18 protein-coding genes are annotated in these 18,540 nt (G+C 46.5%); 3 read left to right on the forward strand and 15 right to left on the reverse strand.

The features are described 5' to 3' along the window. Positions 1-6 precede the first annotated feature (6 nt). From MHB78_RS22205 to MHB78_RS22230, 6 genes are all read right to left on the reverse strand, one after another. Positions 7-1,050 carry an L-threonylcarbamoyladenylate synthase gene (locus MHB78_RS22205; RefSeq protein WP_046130302.1) on the reverse strand — a complete coding sequence of 348 codons (1,044 nt, stop codon included), beginning with the start codon at positions 1,048-1,050 and terminating at the stop codon, positions 7-9. 158 nt (positions 1,051-1,208) lie between these two features. After that, positions 1,209-1,652: a hypothetical protein gene (locus MHB78_RS22210; protein ID WP_046130301.1), complete on the reverse strand. Its 444-nt coding sequence runs from the start codon at positions 1,650-1,652 to the stop codon at positions 1,209-1,211. A gap of 337 nt (positions 1,653-1,989) precedes the next feature. Further along, positions 1,990-2,649 (reverse strand): stage II sporulation protein R, encoded by a 660-nt coding sequence (gene spoIIR / locus MHB78_RS22215; RefSeq protein ID WP_046130355.1) that lies wholly within the window; start codon positions 2,647-2,649, stop codon positions 1,990-1,992. A gap of 120 nt (positions 2,650-2,769) precedes the next feature. Then, complete coding sequence (locus tag MHB78_RS22220; RefSeq protein WP_046130300.1) at positions 2,770-3,954, reverse strand: MFS transporter; 1,185 nt, start codon at positions 3,952-3,954, stop codon at positions 2,770-2,772. Between the two features lie 413 nt (positions 3,955-4,367). Continuing rightward, positions 4,368-5,216: an HAD-IIB family hydrolase gene (locus tag MHB78_RS22225; protein WP_046130299.1), complete on the reverse strand. Its 849-nt coding sequence runs from the start codon at positions 5,214-5,216 to the stop codon at positions 4,368-4,370. After that, positions 5,203-5,508 carry a DegT/DnrJ/EryC1/StrS family aminotransferase gene (locus MHB78_RS22230; RefSeq protein WP_046130298.1) on the reverse strand — a complete coding sequence of 102 codons (306 nt, stop codon included), beginning with the start codon at positions 5,506-5,508 and terminating at the stop codon, positions 5,203-5,205. Before MHB78_RS22230 ends, MHB78_RS22225 begins: the two co-directional genes overlap by 14 nt. A gap of 359 nt (positions 5,509-5,867) precedes the next feature. On the opposite strand from MHB78_RS22230, the gene MHB78_RS22235 reads away from it, so the two are divergent. Next, positions 5,868-6,857 carry a LacI family DNA-binding transcriptional regulator gene (locus MHB78_RS22235; protein ID WP_046130297.1) on the forward strand — a complete coding sequence of 330 codons (990 nt, stop codon included), beginning with the start codon at positions 5,868-5,870 and terminating at the stop codon, positions 6,855-6,857. Between the two features lie 95 nt (positions 6,858-6,952). On the opposite strand, the gene prmC is transcribed toward MHB78_RS22235, so the two are convergent. Together prmC and prfA are read right to left on the reverse strand one after the other, a co-directional pair. Beyond that, positions 6,953-7,834, reverse strand: a complete 882-nt coding sequence (prmC, locus tag MHB78_RS22240) for a peptide chain release factor N(5)-glutamine methyltransferase (protein ID WP_046130296.1) — start codon at positions 7,832-7,834, stop codon at positions 6,953-6,955. A gap of 1 nt (position 7,835) precedes the next feature. Further along, positions 7,836-8,906 carry a peptide chain release factor 1 gene (gene prfA / locus MHB78_RS22245; protein WP_046130295.1) on the reverse strand — a complete coding sequence of 357 codons (1,071 nt, stop codon included), beginning with the start codon at positions 8,904-8,906 and terminating at the stop codon, positions 7,836-7,838. A gap of 121 nt (positions 8,907-9,027) precedes the next feature. Here prfA and MHB78_RS22250 point away from each other — a divergent pair, with 121 nt between their 5' ends. Next, positions 9,028-9,411: a VOC family protein gene (locus tag MHB78_RS22250; RefSeq protein WP_046130294.1), complete on the forward strand. Its 384-nt coding sequence runs from the start codon at positions 9,028-9,030 to the stop codon at positions 9,409-9,411. Between the two features lie 134 nt (positions 9,412-9,545). Then, complete coding sequence (racA, locus tag MHB78_RS22255) at positions 9,546-10,097, forward strand: chromosome-anchoring protein RacA (protein WP_046130293.1); 552 nt, start codon at positions 9,546-9,548, stop codon at positions 10,095-10,097. A gap of 48 nt (positions 10,098-10,145) precedes the next feature. Here racA and MHB78_RS22260 read toward each other — a convergent pair whose 3' ends face one another. The 7 genes from MHB78_RS22260 to MHB78_RS22290 form a co-directional block, all read right to left on the reverse strand. After that, the gene (locus tag MHB78_RS22260) at positions 10,146-11,105 is read right to left on the reverse strand and encodes an AEC family transporter (RefSeq protein ID WP_340033182.1); all 960 of its coding nucleotides are present in this window, start codon (positions 11,103-11,105) and stop codon (positions 10,146-10,148) included. Positions 11,106-11,312: 207 nt separating this feature from the next. After that, complete coding sequence (gene malS, locus MHB78_RS22265) at positions 11,313-13,016, reverse strand: oxaloacetate-decarboxylating malate dehydrogenase (RefSeq protein ID WP_046130291.1); 1,704 nt, start codon at positions 13,014-13,016, stop codon at positions 11,313-11,315. Between the two features lie 350 nt (positions 13,017-13,366). Beyond that, positions 13,367-13,951 carry a thymidine kinase gene (locus MHB78_RS22270; protein WP_046130290.1) on the reverse strand — a complete coding sequence of 195 codons (585 nt, stop codon included), beginning with the start codon at positions 13,949-13,951 and terminating at the stop codon, positions 13,367-13,369. An 82-nt stretch (positions 13,952-14,033) separates the two neighbouring features. Continuing rightward, complete coding sequence (gene rpmE, locus MHB78_RS22275; protein ID WP_006639435.1) at positions 14,034-14,234, reverse strand: 50S ribosomal protein L31; 201 nt, start codon at positions 14,232-14,234, stop codon at positions 14,034-14,036. 120 nt (positions 14,235-14,354) lie between these two features. Then, the gene (gene rho / locus MHB78_RS22280) at positions 14,355-15,638 is read right to left on the reverse strand and encodes a transcription termination factor Rho (protein ID WP_046130289.1); all 1,284 of its coding nucleotides are present in this window, start codon (positions 15,636-15,638) and stop codon (positions 14,355-14,357) included. A 441-nt stretch (positions 15,639-16,079) separates the two neighbouring features. Beyond that, the gene (gene glpX, locus MHB78_RS22285) at positions 16,080-17,045 is read right to left on the reverse strand and encodes a class II fructose-bisphosphatase (protein WP_046130287.1); all 966 of its coding nucleotides are present in this window, start codon (positions 17,043-17,045) and stop codon (positions 16,080-16,082) included. 63 nt (positions 17,046-17,108) lie between these two features. Beyond that, the gene (locus tag MHB78_RS22290) at positions 17,109-18,398 is read right to left on the reverse strand and encodes a UDP-N-acetylglucosamine 1-carboxyvinyltransferase (protein ID WP_046130286.1); all 1,290 of its coding nucleotides are present in this window, start codon (positions 18,396-18,398) and stop codon (positions 17,109-17,111) included. Positions 18,399-18,540: the final 142 nt, after the last annotated feature.

The following is an 18,540-nucleotide window of genomic DNA, read 5'->3' on the forward strand; positions in this document are numbered from 1 at the left end:
CCCGAGCTACGCTTCGATCACACGGTGTCCGGCCGCTTTCATCAGCCTGTTCATTACCGCACGGCCCACGCCTTCCTCAGGGAAAGACTCGGCAAAAATAAAGTCGAGCCCGCATTCGTCAAAGCTGCGAAGAGCGTCATACAACCCGGAAGCAACCGTTTCAAGGCGGTCTCTCCTTCCGCAGACGCGGACGGCATCCGCCTGATATGCGCTTGCCCGCTCTTCTGTGGTGAGAACGCCGACTTTCATTCCGTCTTTTCGGTATTGCTCAATCAGCCTCTGTATGTCTTCAGGGCTTCCCTTTACGATCGCAAGCGGCGCTTCCGGCGCGTAATGGGTGTATTTCATTCCGGGCGCCAGCGGCGCTTTCTTTTCATCCGTGATTCCCTGATCGATCAAGACGGGACCGACTGCTGTTTCGAGCTGCTCTTTTGTGACGCCGCCGGGCCTTAAAATAACCGGCATGCCCCGGGTGAAGGAAACAACCGTTGACTCCACGCCCACCCCGGTAGGCCCGCCGTCGACGATCCCGGCGATCCGGCCGTTCAAGTCGTGAACGACATGCTCTGCTTTCGTCGGACTCGGTTTGCCGGATACATTTGCGCTCGGAGCCGCGACAGGAACGCCTGCTCTCTTTATCAGTTCGAGCGCAACCGGATGATCGGGCATTCTGACGGCCACCGTAGCAAGCCCGGCCGTCACCCTTGTGGATAACGCTCCTTCCCTGCACGGCAGAACGATCGTCAGCGGCCCCGGCCAAAACAGTTCCATAAGCGTTTTGGCCTTCTCTGAATCAACCTCGGCAAATTCGTTCAACTGGCTGATATCGGCGATGTGGACAATGAGGGGATTGTCGCTCGGCCGTCCTTTTGCTTCGTATATTTTGGCAACGGCGTCTGTATTCTTTGCGTTTGCACCAAGGCCGTAAACCGTTTCCGTCGGAAAGGCAACCGTTTCATTATCGCGAAGCAGCATTGCCGCTTGTGTAATTTGTGGATAGTTTGTGGACAAATCACCTTTTGCATCCACAGTCCATACTTTTGTATTCATTCATATCAGATCTCCCTTAACAAACACTAAAAAACCTTAATTAGTCATATAAATCATGTTGAAAAGTATAAAAGATGCACGCAAAGAAAACAAGCGTTGTCCACAAATTGTGGATAACGCTATTGAAACCGTGGATATCTCTGTGTATAAATCAGCTGTTATGCTGACGTTTTTACCATTAAAACAGCTCCGTTTACCTTCAGAGATTCTGAGACATGTTCGGAATGATATAGTTCATTCGGCACGTTTTCCGCTTGTTTAAAGCCCAGCACCTCTAAGAAATCCATGGACGTCCGCTTGTTTGCGATTAAATACAATGTATGAATCTCCCTCTTGTCACACAGTGCCTGCATGCTTTGAAACAGAGAGACGATATGGGCCTGACTGATCTGATCAGAAACGACAAGCGAGCGCAAAAGCCCTTTTTTCTTTTGAAATTCTTCCATCCCGAGGCAGGCGACGATTTTCTTCTGGGGATCTTCCATCATGATGAACTGGCCATGATTTGCTTCAATTCCTTTATGGCTTGTCCCCGCCTCTTTTAAGAAGGATTCAATCGCATCCATGTCTTTTGCATCCGCTAACCTCAATTGGTAGAACATCTTTTCACCCCGTTTTTTAGCTTCTCTATTCAATCTATGAGGGCGACAGTAAAATATACCTTTTGATTTGGAAGAAAACCGACTATTCATTTTTCAATCTTGATTAGCAGGAACTCGCGCTTTAATAAGTATACAATCTAAACATTTGCACTATTGATAAGACATTTTCTCTTCTGCCGCGCAATAAAGGCGCATCCGAAAGGAGCAATAGACACATTTCCTCCCCGCACCGTTTTGGAAAATTATATCATATCGTAAGAGCTCGAATAACCAGCAACAAAAATAATAGAATTCAAACAGTAAAAAAACCGCCCTGCTCGAAAGCAGGGCGGTCTCTTCAAGAGAACAGCCCGGTAATCCACTCGACAAGAAAGAATTTAACTTCTTTGTCGTCTTCTTTTTCTTTGCCTAACGCCATTGTATCCGCTGCGGCTTCTTTCTCTTCATGCCGTTCCCCGGCAGCGGTTTGTTCGTCTTCAGGCGACTTCACGGCTTCCCCATTCGAAAAGTCAAGAAAGCACAGCGGCGGAAACAGGACGCACCACCAGTTTGCTCCCTCTCCTTTTCCGAGCGTGATTAAAACCGCTTCATATTCTCCGGCCGGATACACCATATTGCCGTAAAGCTTTGTCGGAAATGAAACTCGATCAAAACGGACAGACACGGATTGCCGGACATTTTCGCGTTTCATGATGTTCTTGGCAACCTCTTTGATTTCGGGCAGCTTTGACCTGATAAGTTTTCTCGCTTCCTCAACCGAGGTCAGGTTTTCCACCCATTTCGTAATTTGTTTATTGACCTCATCCCTGATTTTGCGTTTGATGCTTTGGTCGCTGCCGCTGTCGCTGTTTGCCAAAATCCGAAGCCTAATCGCTTCATCAGGAATCACGGCAGGCTTTCCGCCTGATGATTGGGCCGTCTCTTCCGCCGTCAGATTTGCAAGCGCTCCTATTAATAATAGAAAAATATACATACAGGCAATGTTTGATTTCTTCATTTTCCCCACCGTTCCTCTCCGTTCTTCAACCTTTTCTAGCAACATTATGGTCAAAGATGGAACGTTTTAAACGGATGCTGAAAAAAATCCTACTAAGCTTGCAATCTCTCCCTAAAAGGTCTACATATCCAAATGGCTCTGCTTGTTTTTTTGCAGACCTGATAAAAAAATCACCGCGCTGATCACCAGCAGCAAGCCCCCCAATCCGACGAACAATAGAAACGGAAAGACAGCGGCTGCGCTGACATCAAGCGCCCACCCGATCAAGAAAGAAAGAAGTGCTCCGCCTAAGCTTGCGGATGAAATGAAGAAACTGGTTATTTCTTCTGTAAAAGGCCTTCCAGCCAACGAGGCCAGAGTGACAGCGCACGGAAAAATACCGGCTGCTGACAGCCCGATGAAAAATACAAGGAGCAGCTGTGTTTTGTGAACCGGAAAGTACGCCAAGATCAAAAGCAAAGCGGTCAAAGCTGCGGCGCTGAAGATCAGAAAGGAAACAGATGTTAAGCGACCGCCCAAAATACTTGTTAGCAAACGTCCGCACACTATTCCGGTCCAAAAAAGCGAAACGCTGATCACGCTGATGTCCCCGGCTCCTTTTTCAAGCATCAGCGCCGGCAGAAAGTTTGCGAAATTGGTCTCAATACCCGCATAAACAAAAGCGAAAATGAGAAAGAGGAGAATGTTTTTTTCCTTTCTTCCGATTTCAAATATGGCTGAGGCAGTCGGTTCTACTTGATCAGCCGTTTGACCGGATGTAGTGTCGGGGGTTTTTTTGCGCAAATAAACCGCCCACATGCACGTAAGCGCAAAAACGAAGATAAATAGAGCGTACAAGGGGAAATGCCAAGTATATCGTTCCGTAAGGATATAAATTAGAAATGGAAAAAGCAAAGCGCCTAATCCGAAAAAAACCTCCAAAATATTCATCCCTTTCGCATTTTTATACTGCGTAATTACATATGCTCCCACCGTTGTTTCTAAAGTGCCCGCGCCAAAGCCCAGCAAAAACCCCATGATGATGAAAAAGATGAACATATCAAAAAGGAAGACGCCTAAAAGCGTAATGAGAATGAGAAGAAGACCAAACGTCAATACAACAGCATGAGAGGTGCGTCTGACAAATATCGGCGCAAGCAGAACGCCGTTTAAAAAACCGGTGAATTGAAAAAAGATCAGGAAGGATAGATCGTGAAGACCCCGTTGATATTCTTGAATGATATACGGCGACAGGCTCCCCAGCAGGATATGGATAATCCCTACAAGAAAATAAAACGAACAGCCGAATAGAAATATTTTTTTCATTTGATTCACTCCTTCGTTGCAGACATAAAACCCTTGCGGCCATTGGTACGGCCGGCAAGGGTTTTTCATAAATGCTTAGTTTGCTTGTTTTGAAAGGGACAACTGCTGACCTTTATTGAAAAATTCATTTAAATAGAACTCCCGTTTTGTATCCATCTTCAAAAGTGGCAAGAGAGTTGAAATTGCTTCATCCATTGGATCAGCTGAACTCTGAAGGAATCGGCCCATCCGTAAAATTCATTTTCAGTGTCTGTCAGCCACGTGTCCGGCATCGCTATCATCCGCTCGGTTAGCCCAGTCTTAAGCAGAAAACTCATTTTTCTGTCGCGAATGATAGTAAAATACGCCGTTTTGGCAGTTGACCTCTATGCTAAAGCCGCACTCATCGGTTTTTGTGCATTTAAGGACACTTCTTATCGTTTGATATTGGCTTTTAGCACTTCTAAAATTCCAGCCGTATAGCTACCTTCTGTAATACGGGAATGGAGCGACTTGGCTTCCGCTGTCGCATTCCCCACCAGATAACCATGTCCGGTTTTTTTAAGCATATCCACATCGTTTCCGCTGTCGCCGAAAGCAAATGAATTCTTCCTCTCTATCTCGAATTTATCCAATATAAAATCCACAATGTACGGTTTGCCCGTCCGTAAGGGGATAAAGTCCACATCATAGCTGTTTTCCGGATCGCCTGCCAAAGGGTTGCAGCGGTTGATATTCACTCCTATTCCATGCTCTCTTGCAAGCCGCCTGACGGCTTCAAGCGCTCTCTTATCTGTGCTCTCATCCGACGATGTATAGTAATAGTTGATTTTATAGCGGGAAAAACCATGCTGAGTCTGAGGCACAAGCGCAATCTCATATTTTTTAGAGAGAGTCCGCATGATTTCTTCGACAAGCTCATGGGAGAAATTTGATTCTTGCAATCGGGCTTCCCAATCTTCATCAGAGTCTTGACCTTCTTCAGAGAAATAGGTGATGTCAGTGCCAAGATCACTGGCTATAAAATGCGGAAGATAACGAAAGCCTCCCCGCTTCATTTTTGCAAGAACGGATGATAGGCTGCTCCCGGTCACCCAGCCGAGCAAAATCTTGTGATCAAGATGGTGCGAATGAATAAATGTTTCAAGGTCCATAAGCGCTTTTCTCGATTCATCGGTGATGCTGTGGGCGAAATATGTCTCATCAAAATCGCAAAATACGGCGTACTTCGGTTTGTTTACTTGCTGCAAGGTGTGAAAAGAAAGTGTTTCATGATACGACATCAATTAAAGCCTCCATTACTTTTTTTGTTCTTCTGCGGTAAAGTCCAGAATAGAGAGGACGCTGAAGCATTTGTTTACGCACTGATTCAGTGACCGGAAGCGATTTGTGCTGATGATGGGATAAAATCGAGTAGTATATATCTGTTTTGACATTGTGAAATTTAAGCATCATATCTTTGACTCGGTCTCGATTTCCGTTTATTATTTTTATTGCAAACAAATGCCATGCGTGATCATCGGTCATTTGCAGCAGTTTGATCAGACCTCTGTCTTCATACTGCTGCAAATGCACAATATAACGATCTGCTAAATATAAGCTTTTAAGATTATTTGATGAAGCGGCATAAAATCAACTCTGGAGGGCGGGAAATCCATTCTGTTCAGCAAATTGACGGTCATGTCGAATTGGTCCTGCAGCATGTCTCTTTTCATTTTTGATTGGCCAGTGTGTCGTCTATACGGCATTCACAAGCGAGCTTCCCTTCCTTCAAATCATTCATTCAGAAGCACAAATAGCTGTTTGCTTGTGCAAGTCATGTTTTCGCTTGCGGTTTTCATCAATTTCACCCCATAGGAAATTGTCTATTTCATGACATATCTTAAATGATGGAATCGATACCATAACAACTCTTTTTTTCAGGAAGTGATTTTATGCCTACGATTGATGAAATTGCAAAATTAAGCAATGTGTCAAAAACAACTGTTTCAAGGGTACTGAACGATCATCCCTATGTATCTGAAGAAAAAAGGAAGCGGGTTTTGGAAGTCATCGAAAAATTGGACTACATCCCGAACATGTCTGCACGAAAGCTTAGATCCAACAAAACGATGTTTCTCGCAGTGTCCGTCCCTCACGCGGACCACCCATTCTTCGCGCAGCTCATGAAGCATATGTCCGCTGAGGCGCTGAAATACCAATACAAAGTCATTGTGTTTCAGACGTTTTATCAAAAGCAGAATGAACTGAAAGTACTGGAGCTGCTCAAGAGGAAAGAAGTCGACGGCGTCATGTTATGCAGCCTTGAAAATGAATGGGATGTCATCAAAAAATACCTCAAATACGGTCCCGCAGTCTTGGCAAATGAATTCCACGCCGAAGCGGACGTGCCGGTGATCTGCTATGACGAATTCGAAGCCGGATATAAAGGAACGGAGCTTTTTATTCAAAAGGGGCATCATTTAATGGCCTTTTGCTGTGACACGATACACAGCAAGGCCCAGATTATGAGAAAAGAAGGGTTTATGAAAGCATTGTCTGATGCAGGTTTACGTTTCCAGGAGAAGTGGATGTTCAGCCACGCATTTACCATTCATGACGGCTTCCGCATTATGGACCAGATCCACCACATGTCCGAAAAGCCGACCGCCATTTTTACGGGAAACGACCAAGTGGCCGCAGGAATTATTAAAAGGGCCCTGTATTATCAATATGAAGTGCCAAAGCAGCTTGCAGTGCTTGGATATGACAATCAATCGATCTGTGAGGTGACCGATCCGGAAATCACGACAATCGATATACCTGTTGAAGAGCTGGCTCAAAGAGCAGTATGTGCAATGGTAAACCTTCTGAGTGGGGAAAGCAGCTTACAGAGGAATGTCGTGACACTGTCCCCTACATTAAAAATAAGACAATCTGTTTAGGGTATATATTAATCTTGAACTATTTTTTATTTTATTCCGATAAAATCACCTCTTGAAAACAGAAAAGCAGACCGCCTGAACAGACGATCTGCTTCTTATTGCGCCGGAGACATCCGGCCTTTTTCGATTGCAGCGCAGACGATTCGGTCTTTTCCATTCAGGTCCTTTTTCACCTGGACGTCCGCATCAGGAAAGAAACGGTGAAACATGTCCCTGACGGCGCTCCCCTGCGTCCAGCCGATTTCAAAAACAACCAGCGCTTTATCTCCAATGACAAAAGGAATTTCTTTCATGAAACGCTTATAAAACTGCAATCCGTCAGCACCGTCCGTCAAGGCTCCCGCAGGTTCATGAAGACGGACGACATCGGACAGCGTCCTCATGTCTTCCTCAGATATATAAGGAGGATTCGACACAATGACATCCGCTTTTTTGTTTTGCTTGATAAGCGGCTCAAGTAAATCGCCGCCGATGAAATCCACTTTCGCTCCAAGCCGGCAAGCGTTGTGTCTTGCCGTACTTAAAGCCTGTTCCGAAATATCCGTCGCCGTAACGGAAAAACGCGGGCTCTCAAGCGCAAGGGTCACCGCAATCGCCCCGCTCCCAGTACCGACGTCGACGGCTTTAAGGCGCTCCGTTCCGGGAAAAACTCTTTCCGCTTCGGAAAGAACCGCTTCAACGACCTCCTCTGTTTCAGGACGCGGAATCAGAACGTGTTCATTTACCGAAAATTCCCGTCCGTAAAAGGACTCTTTTCCGGTGATATATTGAACAGGCACTCCTTGACGATGAAGCTCGACAGACTTTTTAAACTTCAAAAAATCAGATTCTGATATGACATCATGGAAGCTTGCCAGCAGTTTGCTGCGGTCGATGTTCAGCTGATCTGTCAGCAAAATTTCCGCGGCGTTTTGATCTCTGCCCGCTTCAATTAAATAAGAAGAAGCCCACTTGAGGGCTTCGAAAACCGTTTTCATCTTAGCTCTCCGACTGTTGAAGCTTGCTTGCCTGATCCTCAACAATCAGGGCGTCAATCACTTCATCAAGCTTGCCTTCGAGTATTTGGTCGAGCTTCTGAATCGTAAGGCCGATGCGGTGATCCGTCACGCGGTTTTGCGGAAAATTGTACGTGCGGATACGCTCGGAACGGTCTCCCGTACCGACCGCCGATTTACGGTTTTGATCATATTCAGCCTGCGCCTCTTGCTGGAATTTGTCATAAATCCGCGCGCGCAATACCTTCATCGCTTTTTCCTTGTTTTTAATTTGTGATTTCTCATCTTGGCATGAGACGACAACCCCCGTCGGAATGTGCGTCAGGCGGACGGCGGACATCGTCGTGTTTACGCTTTGTCCCCCCGGTCCGCTTGAGGCGAAAGTATCGACGCGAATATCTTTCTCATGGATTTCGACTTCGACTTCCTCCGCTTCCGGGAGACAGGCAACGGTTGCCGTCGACGTATGGATCCGCCCTCCGGATTCGGTTTCAGGAACACGCTGTACGCGGTGTGCACCGTTCTCATACTTAAGCCTTGAGTACGCGCCGTTTCCATTGATCATAAAAATAATCTCTTTATAGCCGCCCGTGCCGGTCACATTGGCCTCCATCACTTCTGTTTTCCAGCCTTGCAGCTCGGCATAGCGGGTGTACATCCGGTACAGGTTTCCGGCAAATAAAGCCGCTTCCTCACCGCCAGCCGCGCCGCGGATTTCCATAATGACGTTTTTGTCATCGTTCGGATCTTTCGGAATAAGCAGGACCTTCAGCTTGTCTGTCAGCGTTTCGATTTCTTCCTGCAGCTCTGAAATCTCTTCTTTTACCATCTCGCGCATCTCTTGATCAAGCTTTTCTTCAAGCATCACCTTCGCATCATCCAGCTGCTCGGATGCGTTTCGATAACGTCTATATACCTCAACTGTTTCCTGCAGATCAGATTGTTCTTTTGAATATTCTCTAAGCTTCTTCGGATCGTTTACGACCTCCGGATCGCTTAACAGTTCATTTAATTTTTCGTAACGGTCTTCTATTGATTTTAAACGGTCTAACACGCTCTTCACCTCTGTTTGCTGTGCGTAACATTCTAATTATAGTATAGGGGGGCTTCCCCGTCAAAACCACATGGCAAATCATAGGATTTGTTATACTGTTAAGAAAAAAGGAGCTTTTCCCATGCTGAAATCGATCCATCACATCGCCATTATCTGCTCAGATTATGAAGCCTCAAAAGCATTTTATGTCGACAAGCTCGGCCTTGAGATCATCGCCGAAACTTATCGAAAAGACAGAGATTCGCATAAGCTCGATCTCGCATTAAACGGCCGGTACGTCATTGAACTGTTTTCGTTTCCGAATCCGCCTGAACGCGTGACACGTCCTGAAGCGGCCGGCCTCCGCCATTTGGCTTTTGCGGCAGACGACCTCGACCATGCCGTCTCAAAACTGCTGGAAAAAGGCATAACGGCAGAAGCAGTCCGCACCGACCCCGAAACCGGCAAACGGTTTACGTTTTTCTCCGATCCCGACGGCCTGCCTCTCGAGCTGTATGAAGCATAAGGCTTGGACAGTCTGGAGAAAAACCGATTTCTTTGCCGAATCCCTTCTTCTTTTGTCTAACGGGAAGGAAGCTTCCCATTCGGGTCGAATACCCCTGTTAGATTAAAGCTACAGATTCAAAAGGAGGAATGACCATGAATACGTCCGATGCGGCAAAGAAACTCGGCGTCTCAACAAAAACGGTGCAGCGCTGGGTCAAACATCTGCAATTGCCCGCTTCCCGAAACGAGCTCGGCCACTATTTCTTTACTGATGACGACATCGCGGTTTTGGAAGATGTAAAAGAGCAGCTCAAAAACGGAACCCCTATGCAGGATGTCACGGTGAATCGGCCTAAAAAAAGGTTCCTGGTCAAAAGGCATGATGCCGATCAGCCGAACGCCCCGGAACACGTCAGCCAAGCCATCGAAGAAACGGTGCAGCGCTTTTTGCGGCATGAACAGCTTGAACGGGAACTGCTCCAGAAAAAAATCGCAGAACTCGAAAGAAAGCTGGAGCAGAAAGCGGATGATGTCGTCAGTTATCAGCTTCTTCAACAAAGGCGCGAACTCGAAGAAGAACGGGAGCACATCAAAGCACTCGAACTCAAAATACGCGAATTGGAAAACAGTAAAATCGAAAAAGACACGCCCCCGAGACGGGAAGAAAAAACGAAAAGCAGGTTTAAGTCGATCTTCTCTTTTTAATGAAAAAAAAGCTTGCAAGGCCGGTAACCGGCTCGCAAGCTTTTTATTTTAAGCGGTAATTGCGATTAAAATCGGCAGTGAAATAATCGACAGCACCGCACTGATCACAAATGCAGATGCCGTTTCCGCTTCCTGGCTTTCAAAGTTTGTAGCGATCATCGCAGCCACTGCAGAACCAGGGAATGCGACAAGAAGCACTGCTTTTGTCAGGTCGGCAGAAGACAAACCGAAAATCATGGCGATCACAAACATTAAGGCAGGCTGGGCAGCGACCTTTAACAAGGCGATGCTCAATGCAGGCACGCTGAATTTGATATTGCGGATACCGACTGTTACACCGACTGCGAACAGAGCGATACCAGACGTTGTGTCTCCGAGCATATCAAGCATTTTCTGCGGCAATTCAGGAATTTGCAGACCTAATAGTACAAGAATGATACTTGCGAGCGGCGCAAAAGCAAGCGGCTCAGACAAACCGTGCAAAATGGATTTTCCTGTCACTTTCCAAATGCTCTCGTTGCTGTTTTCGTCTTGTTTTTTAGACGAACGCCCTACAGTACCTACGATAATTGCCAAAGGATCGAGCATTGCATTGACGACGATTCCTGTAATCGCGATCGGAATCGCAACTTCCTGCATTCCGAACAAGCTTCCCAAAACAGGAATTCCCATAAAAGCGAATGTCGGCTGGGCAGAGTTTAATGAAAACATTGAAGCACCCGTTAAATCGTATTTAAACAAAAATCTTAAAATAAGTAAAATAATGACGTAAAAACCGACGATACCGACAATCAATGAAATCATCAACGGAATTTGACTATAAAATTTATCTTTCGGCGTAGATAAGATGCTTGACACAAAGTGAGCAGGAAGCGCATATTTCGTAACGAGCGTACTTACCCCTTTTGCTGATTTAGCATCATAACTTCCAAAATGACCCGCAAACCATCCCAGCGCAATAACAAAAAATATTGGCGCAAGGAGGATTAAAATATTTAAAAAGCTCACAGCTGTTTCCTCCTCTATGTTGTCCTATTTAAGGACTTAATAACGGCGGTCTTTGGAGGCGAGTCCAAAGCTGCCGATCCCTCTTTAATGGCTTTAGGCCATGGACGCAATGTCCAAAGACCTCAGCCGTTTTGTAACGGCGGCGTTCGAACAGGATATCTGCCGCAGCCGCCGAATTTACATTTATCATTTCCTCTATCAAAAATATTAGTCGCGTTTTGCAACAATTGTTTTGTATTCCGGGCGCCACATTGCATCGCGCACTGCTTTTTCGACATCTTCCGGCTGAACTTGTGCCACTCCGTCTTCAATAGCTGCTTTGACAACATCTATTGCCACTTGAATGGACACGGCTTGGAGATCGTCAATTTTTGGAAGAAGCCCTGCGCCAGGCTTCTCATTATCAACCATTTTTGCAACTGCATTTGCGGATGCTGCAAACATTCCGTTGGTAATCAATTTCGCTTTTGCGACGATCGTTCCAAGTCCCAGTCCAGGGAATACAAAAGCGTTGTTGGATTGTCCGATTTCGTGCGCTACACCGTTGTAATTGACAGGCTCGAACGGGCTTCCCGTTGCGACCAGCGCTTTTCCGTCAGTCCATTTGAACAGGTCTTCAGGAACAGCTTCAGCAAGCGGTGTCGGGTTGGACATCGGCATAATAACCGGACGTTCAGTATGAGCCGCCATTTCTTTGACGATTTCTTCAGTGAAGGCTCCCGCCACACCGGATGTTCCGATTAAGATCGTCGGCTTCACTTGGCGAACGACTTCTTCGAAAGAAATCTCGCCTTTTTCGTTGCGTTTCCAGTCAGCCACTTCGTCCGTTTTGCGCAAATATGGTTCTTGGAAGTCGCGGATATCGTCCATGCCTTCGACTAACAATCCTCTGTAATCGACTGTCCAGAACGCCCGATTTGCTTCCTCAACAGACAGCCCTTCAAGAACCATTGTGTCGCGGATCTGATCTGCAATTCCGATTCCGGCTGAACCCGGTCCGAAGATGACGACGCGATGATCTTTTAATGATGTGCCGGTTCTCTTAACAGCCGCTAAAACAGCCGCCAGCGTAACCGCACCTGTTCCTTGGATATCATCATTAAACGTTGAAATCTTATCAGTATATTTACCCATAATTTTGCGGGCGTTTTTATTCCCAAAATCTTCCCAGTGCAGAAGCGCATTAGGGAATAATTTTAATGCTGTGTTGACATAAGCATCTATGAATTCGTCATAGCGCTCGCCCTCTACGCGAGGATGGCGGTTTCCGATGTATAACGGATCGTTCAGAAGCTTTTCGTTGTTCGTTCCGACATCAAGCACAACCGGAATTACGCGATTTGGATCGATTCCAGCTGCTGCTGTGTAAACGGCAAGCTTACCGATCGCAATATTGATGCCTCCGACACCCCAGTCGCCGATGCCGAGAATGCTTTCAGAGTCTGTTGCAACGATCAAATCGATATCATCGGCTGAAGCTTGAAGGTTTTTAAACGCTGTTTCAATGCCGTCAATATCATCGATAGATAAATAGACACCGTGCGGTCTGCGATATTCATGGCTGTATTCTTGAATCGCCTCCCCGACAGTCGGTGTATAAACAACCGGAAGCATTTCGCGCAGGTGATTTTGCAATAATTTATAAAATAGAACTTCGTTTCGGTTTTGAAGGTCGTTTAAGTATACGTTTTGGCGAAGACGGTCAGGCTGTTTCGAAAATTGTTCATAAGCACGTTCCGCCTGCTGGTCAAGACTAAGTACTGTTGGAGGCAGCAAACCTTCAAGGCCGAGATCCTTTCTCTCTTCAGGTGAAAATGCAACCCCTTTATTTAACGCAGGAATCGATAGTACGTCTTTTCCTCTTAAAGAAGTTTCTAAGTATCCTTCCTTCGTTCTTTTCATGTTATTCACGCTAATTACCTTCTTTCTCAAAATGTTAATAAGGTGAAATAATTACTCTGACTGATAGAGGCATTTGTCTTCTCCACTTGGATTTGTCAAATGTGTACGCGCGTTTTTGACAATAATCTGAACAATACCTAAAATCTATTTACATTTTTGTTACTACAGTAAGTCATTTTATGCCTGCTTTTGTCATAATTCAAGCGATGAAAATTAGATAATTTTTTCGTATTCTTAAATAAGTTTTTTAATTACACTTAATCCCATAATATGGACTCAATAAAAAAAACACTTGTTATTACCAAGTGTTTTCCCCCATTTTTTTCTGCAAAACGTATTTGATGTTTCCCTGAAAAAATCTATTCAGGTTTACCCGGAACTTCATGGTGATGACGGCAGCGCGCTTCATACGCTTCAGATGCGCCCACCAGAATAATCGGATCGTGATATGAGGCCGGTTTTCCATTGATCAGCCTTTGTGTCCTGCTTGCAGGTGAGCCGCATACAGAACATACTGCTTGCAACTTTGTCACCGTTTCCGCCAAAGCCATGAGATCCGGTACAACGCTGAACGGCTCTCCGCGAAAATCTTGATCAAGTCCGGCGGCAATGACGCGGTAACCTTGATCGGCAAGGGTGTTTAAAGCTGTGACAATCGTTTCATCAAAAAACTGCACTTCATCAACGCCGATCACATCCGTTTTTTCGCTAATGTGTTCGAATATTTCTTTTGGAGACGTGATTGAGTGGCACACAATGGCTGTCCCATTATGAGACACGATGGAATCGCGGCTGTAGCGATTATCGATCGCAGGCTTGAACACTTTCACTTCCTGCTTTGCAAAGGTCGCCCTTTTGACCCGGCGGATCAGCTCTTCCGATTTGCCCGAGAACATGCTTCCGCAGATGAGTTCGAGCCAGCCGCTTTGCTTCATGACGTACATTCAACTATAACCCCTCTCCAGCGATTTTCGGCACGTAAAAAACAGGCAAGAAACAATTCCTGCCTGTTGGTAGTATCTATTATTACTTAAGACCGTATTTTTTATTAAAGCGATCAACACGACCATCAGCAGAAGCGAATTTTTGGCGGCCAGTGTAGAACGGATGGCATTCAGAACAAATCTCAACGCGTACCTCTTCTTTTACTGAACCTGTTTCAAATTCGTTTCCACAAGCGCATTTCACTGTTGCTCTTTTGAAATTAGGATGAATTCCTGCTTTCATGTCTGTCATCTCCTTCCGCCCTGAATCCAATTCGGAAACAGAGTTATTATTCCGGACAAAATCTCCGGAACGCACATGATAGAATTATAACAGCGTTCCGGATGTTTTGCAAACGAAAGTTTAGCGTCTTGCAGCTGACATGTTGGACTGTTTCCATTCCTGGATCAGCATATCGAAGAATTCCTGATTTGATTTGGTTTTTTTCATTTTTCTCATGAATTTCTCGACAAAGTCCGGCGTGTCTGACATCGTTTTGCGAATGGACCACAGGCGGTCAAGATGTTCTTTCGGAACGAGAAGCTCTTCTTTGCGCGTACCCGAACGGCGGATATCAATGGCAGGAAAAATTCTTCTTTCTGCAAGAGAACGGTCAAGGTGAAGCTCCATGTTGCCTGTTCCTTTAAACTCTTCATAAATGACGTCATCCATGCGTGAACCCGTGTCGACGAGAGCTGTTGCCAATATCGTTAAGCTTCCGCCCTCTTCAATGTTCCGGGCTGCCCCAAAGAAGCGTTTCGGACGGTGGAATGCCCCTGGGTCAATTCCCCCTGACAAGGTTCTGCCGCTTGGCGGAATGACTAAATTGTACGCGCGGGCCAGTCTTGTAATGCTGTCCATTAAAATGACGACGTCTTTTTTATGCTCGACGAGCCTCATGGCACGTTCCAATACGAGTTCGGCCACTTTAATATGGTTTTCCGGCACTTCGTCAAACGTCGAGCTGACAACGTCACCGGCCACAGAGCGTTCAATATCGGTGACTTCTTCAGGTCTTTCATCAATCAGAAGCACGATCAGCTCTGCTTCCGGATGATTGGTCGTGATGCTGTTAGCGATTTCTTTTAACAGGATCGTTTTACCCGCTTTAGGCGGAGCGACAATTAAACCGCGCTGGCCAAAGCCGACAGGCGCCATCATGTCCATGATGCGTGTTGACAGATGATTAGGCTTCGTTTCCAGCACCATTTGGCGATCCGGGTACAGAGGCGTTAAGGCCGGAAAATGCACGCGTTCTTTGGCTGATTCGGGGTCATCTCCGTTGACGGCTTCAACGTGGAGCAGACCGTAGTACCGTTCATTTTCTTTTGGAGGTCGGACCTTCCCGGATACTTTATCACCGTTTCTCAAATCGAAACGGCGGATTTGGGATGCGGAAATGTAGATATCCTCTGAGCTCGGGGAATAATTAATCGGCCTCAAGAATCCAAAGCCTTCCGACTGGATGATTTCCAAGACGCCTTCCATAAACAGAAGATCTTCCTGTTCGGCATTGGCCTTCAGAATGGCAAAAATCAGCTCTTTTTTTGTCAGTTTGCTGTAATACGAGATTTTATAGTGCCTTGCCAGCTCATACAGCTCTTTTAATTTCATATTTTCCAAAGATGAAATGGATACATCTTTCACTAAGAACACCACGCTTCATAAATATTTGCTTTCGTCCCATTAGCATACTAAAAGAGACGATTTTATTGATACAGCCGATTCAGCTTCTATCGGCAACGCTTCCACCCATATATATCGTCGAATTGAAAAGGATTATAAGTATGGTCGAGAAAGAAGCGAGGACTGAAACAAGAGAAGATTTTATCGCATATCGTGTTGATGCGGCAGGAATTTTGGCTCCCTCTTCGGGGTGCCCGGAACAAATTTCGCAGCACTCTTTATTTTTACCTTATTTGACGATCATATTCAACTTGATTTGTGTTTTGACATAAAATTGATAGAGATGACCCTGTTTTGAAAACGAAGGCTGCCTGAATTGTATCAGAGGATCGATATTCGTTCAATTCATATGGCTATATACAGGGGAAAAGCGGGTTAATATTCCCCGCTTTTTCTTTCCCTTTAAGGCCGGATGACCAAGTTCGGTTTTTTCTTGAGACTGTGTCTTCCGTCTACAAATCGGACGGTTCCTGATTTTGCCCTCATGACGACGCTGTGCGTGGTTCCGACAGATCCTTTAAATTGGACGCCGCGCAGCAGCTCTCCGTCCGTCACGCCCGTCGCGGCAAAAATCGCATCATCGCCTTTGACGAGGTCCTCCATCCGAAGCACTTTTGACGTATCAAGACCCATTTTCTCGCATCGTTTAAGCTCTTCTTCATTTTGCGGAAGCAGCTTCCCGTGGATTTCTCCTCCGAGGGCTTTCAGGGCAACTGCGGATAAAACCCCTTCCGGCGCGCCTCCTGATCCGAATAAAATATCAACGCCCGTATGGTCAAAAGCAGTGTTGATCGCTGCGGCTACATCGCCGTCATTGATCAGCTTGATCCTTGCGCCGGCTTCCCGGAGTTCGTGAATGATCTTCTCATGGCGCGGACGGTTCAAAATGGTCGCTACGACATCTTCGATATCTTTGTTTTTCGCTTTCGCCACGGCCTTCAAATTATCAATCACAGGCGCCTCAATATCGATGCAGCCGACCGCTTCGGGGCCCACGGCGATTTTATCCATATACATGTCAGGCGCATTGAGCAAATTCCCGTGATCTGCTACAGCGATAACGGCGAGAGCATTCCAGCCGCCGCTCGCCACGATATTTGTCCCTTCAAGGGGGTCAACCGCTACGTCCACACGGGGGCCATAGCCGTTCCCAAGCTTTTCTCCGATATAAAGCATAGGAGCTTCATCCATTTCGCCTTCCCCGATGACGACCGTCCCCTTCATCGGAATGGTGTCAAATACATCCCTCATGGCACTTGTGGCCGCGTCATCCGCTTCGTCTTTTTTACCCCTTCCCATCCAACGGGCCGACTTCAGCGCCGCCGCCTCCGTTACACGTACAAGTTCCATTGATAAGCTTCTTTCCATTCCTATCTAATCTCCTCTCACCCTAAAATCGGTTTGTGTATGATCATTCGTTGTTTTCATCCGCTAGGAATTCTGGAGCTGCTCAATTTCCTGATCTGTCAGCTTCTCGCGCCAGACCGTCGCACCGAGGTTTGTCAGCTTTTCCTCGAGCATGCTGTATCCTCTGTCAAGGTGTTCAAGACCAGTAATTTCGGTGATTCCTTCCGCCATCAGTCCGGCCACGACGAGACAGGCTCCGGCTCTGAGATCGCTCGCTTTTACTTTTGCGCCTTGAAGGGGAACTGGCCCCGTAATGATCGCCGATCTTCCCTCAACCTTCATCGATGCACCCATCCGCCGCAGCTCGTCAATATGCTTAAAGCGCGCGGAATAAATGGTGTCGGTGACAACGCTTGTCCCGTTTGCCTTCGTTAAAAGCGAAGTCATCGGCTGCTGCAAATCCGTCGGGAATCCCGGATACACGAGCGTTTTAAGGTCGACCGGCTTCAGCTCCTTCTGTCCGCCGATCATCAGAATCTGCTCGCTGCTCTCCTCGATTCGAACGCCCATCTCGCGAAGCTTGGCGATCAGTGATTCCAAATGCGTGGGTATCACATTATCAATCAGCACTTCCTGCCCCATGGAAGCAGCTGCAATCATGAAGGTCCCGGCTTCAATCCGGTCCGGAATAATCGAGTGGCGGCAGCCGTGAAGAGATTCGACGCCTTCGATGCGAATCACATCCGTTCCGGCTCCTTTGATTTTTGCCCCCATGCTCGTTAACAGGGTGGCGACATCGATGATTTCCGGTTCCTTCGCAGCATTTTCAATCACGGTTCTGCCTTTGGCGAGTACTGCAGCCAGCATAATGTTGATCGTTGCTCCAACACTGACGACATCAAGATAAATTCTCGCGCCCTTTAATTCCTCTGCACGCAAATAAATCGCACCTTGTTCATTCGTCACTTCTGCTCCGAGCGCCTCAAAACCTTTGATATGCTGATCAATCGGCCTCGGACCGAGATGGCAGCCTCCAGGAAGGCCGATAACCGCCTTTTTAAAGCGGCCGAGCATCGCTCCCATCAAGTAGTAAGAAGCCCGAAGCTGTTTGACTTTCCCGTTCGGCAAGGGCATGCTGATCATCGGTGCAGGATCAACGACCATTTCTCCCTTTTCGAAATGAACATTCCCGCCGATCTCCCTCAGCAGATCGCGAAGCGTGAGAATGTCAGATATGTGGGGAAGGCCTTCAAGGGTAACTGTCGAATCAGCCAAAATTGTCGCGGGGATGAGTGCGACAGCGCTGTTTTTGGCTCCGCTTATATGCACTGTTCCATTTAAAGGATCGCCACCAGCTATATTTAACTTTTCCATGATCGTCTCCTTCCTTAAAGAAGATAGCTAATGGAGCGTACAATGATTTAACTAAAAATAGATGGTTCTTTTCAAAATCTATCCAATTAAAAGAGAAAGAATACAACACATTTCAAAATTTATCAGGAAGATATTGCGGGGC

It is taken from the genome of Bacillus sp. FSL K6-0138 (assembly GCF_037982765.1).
Classification (GTDB): domain Bacteria; phylum Bacillota; class Bacilli; order Bacillales; family Bacillaceae; genus Bacillus; species Bacillus glycinifermentans.

Coding starts and splice junctions, on each gene's coding strand:
- racA (WP_046130293.1), top strand. CDS start 9,546: ATGAATACGTCCGATGCGGCAAAGAAACTCGGCGTCTCAACAAAAACG.
- MHB78_RS22235 (WP_046130297.1), top strand. CDS start 5,868: ATGCCTACGATTGATGAAATTGCAAAATTAAGCAATGTGTCAAAAACA.
- MHB78_RS22290 (WP_046130286.1), bottom strand. CDS start 18,398: ATGGAAAAGTTAAATATAGCTGGTGGCGATCCTTTAAATGGAACAGTG.
- MHB78_RS22250 (WP_046130294.1), top strand. CDS start 9,028: ATGCTGAAATCGATCCATCACATCGCCATTATCTGCTCAGATTATGAA.
- prmC (WP_046130296.1), bottom strand. CDS start 7,834: ATGAAAACGGTTTTCGAAGCCCTCAAGTGGGCTTCTTCTTATTTAATT.
- MHB78_RS22220 (WP_046130300.1), bottom strand. CDS start 3,954: ATGAAAAAAATATTTCTATTCGGCTGTTCGTTTTATTTTCTTGTAGGG.
- MHB78_RS22205 (WP_046130302.1), bottom strand. CDS start 1,050: ATGAATACAAAAGTATGGACTGTGGATGCAAAAGGTGATTTGTCCACA.
- MHB78_RS22270 (WP_046130290.1), bottom strand. CDS start 13,951: ATGTACGTCATGAAGCAAAGCGGCTGGCTCGAACTCATCTGCGGAAGC.
- spoIIR (WP_046130355.1), bottom strand. CDS start 2,649: ATGAAGAAATCAAACATTGCCTGTATGTATATTTTTCTATTATTAATA.
- glpX (WP_046130287.1), bottom strand. CDS start 17,045: ATGGAAAGAAGCTTATCAATGGAACTTGTACGTGTAACGGAGGCGGCG.
- rpmE (WP_006639435.1), bottom strand. CDS start 14,234: ATGAAAGCAGGAATTCATCCTAATTTCAAAAGAGCAACAGTGAAATGC.
- MHB78_RS22210 (WP_046130301.1), bottom strand. CDS start 1,652: ATGTTCTACCAATTGAGGTTAGCGGATGCAAAAGACATGGATGCGATT.
- MHB78_RS22225 (WP_046130299.1), bottom strand. CDS start 5,216: ATGTCGTATCATGAAACACTTTCTTTTCACACCTTGCAGCAAGTAAAC.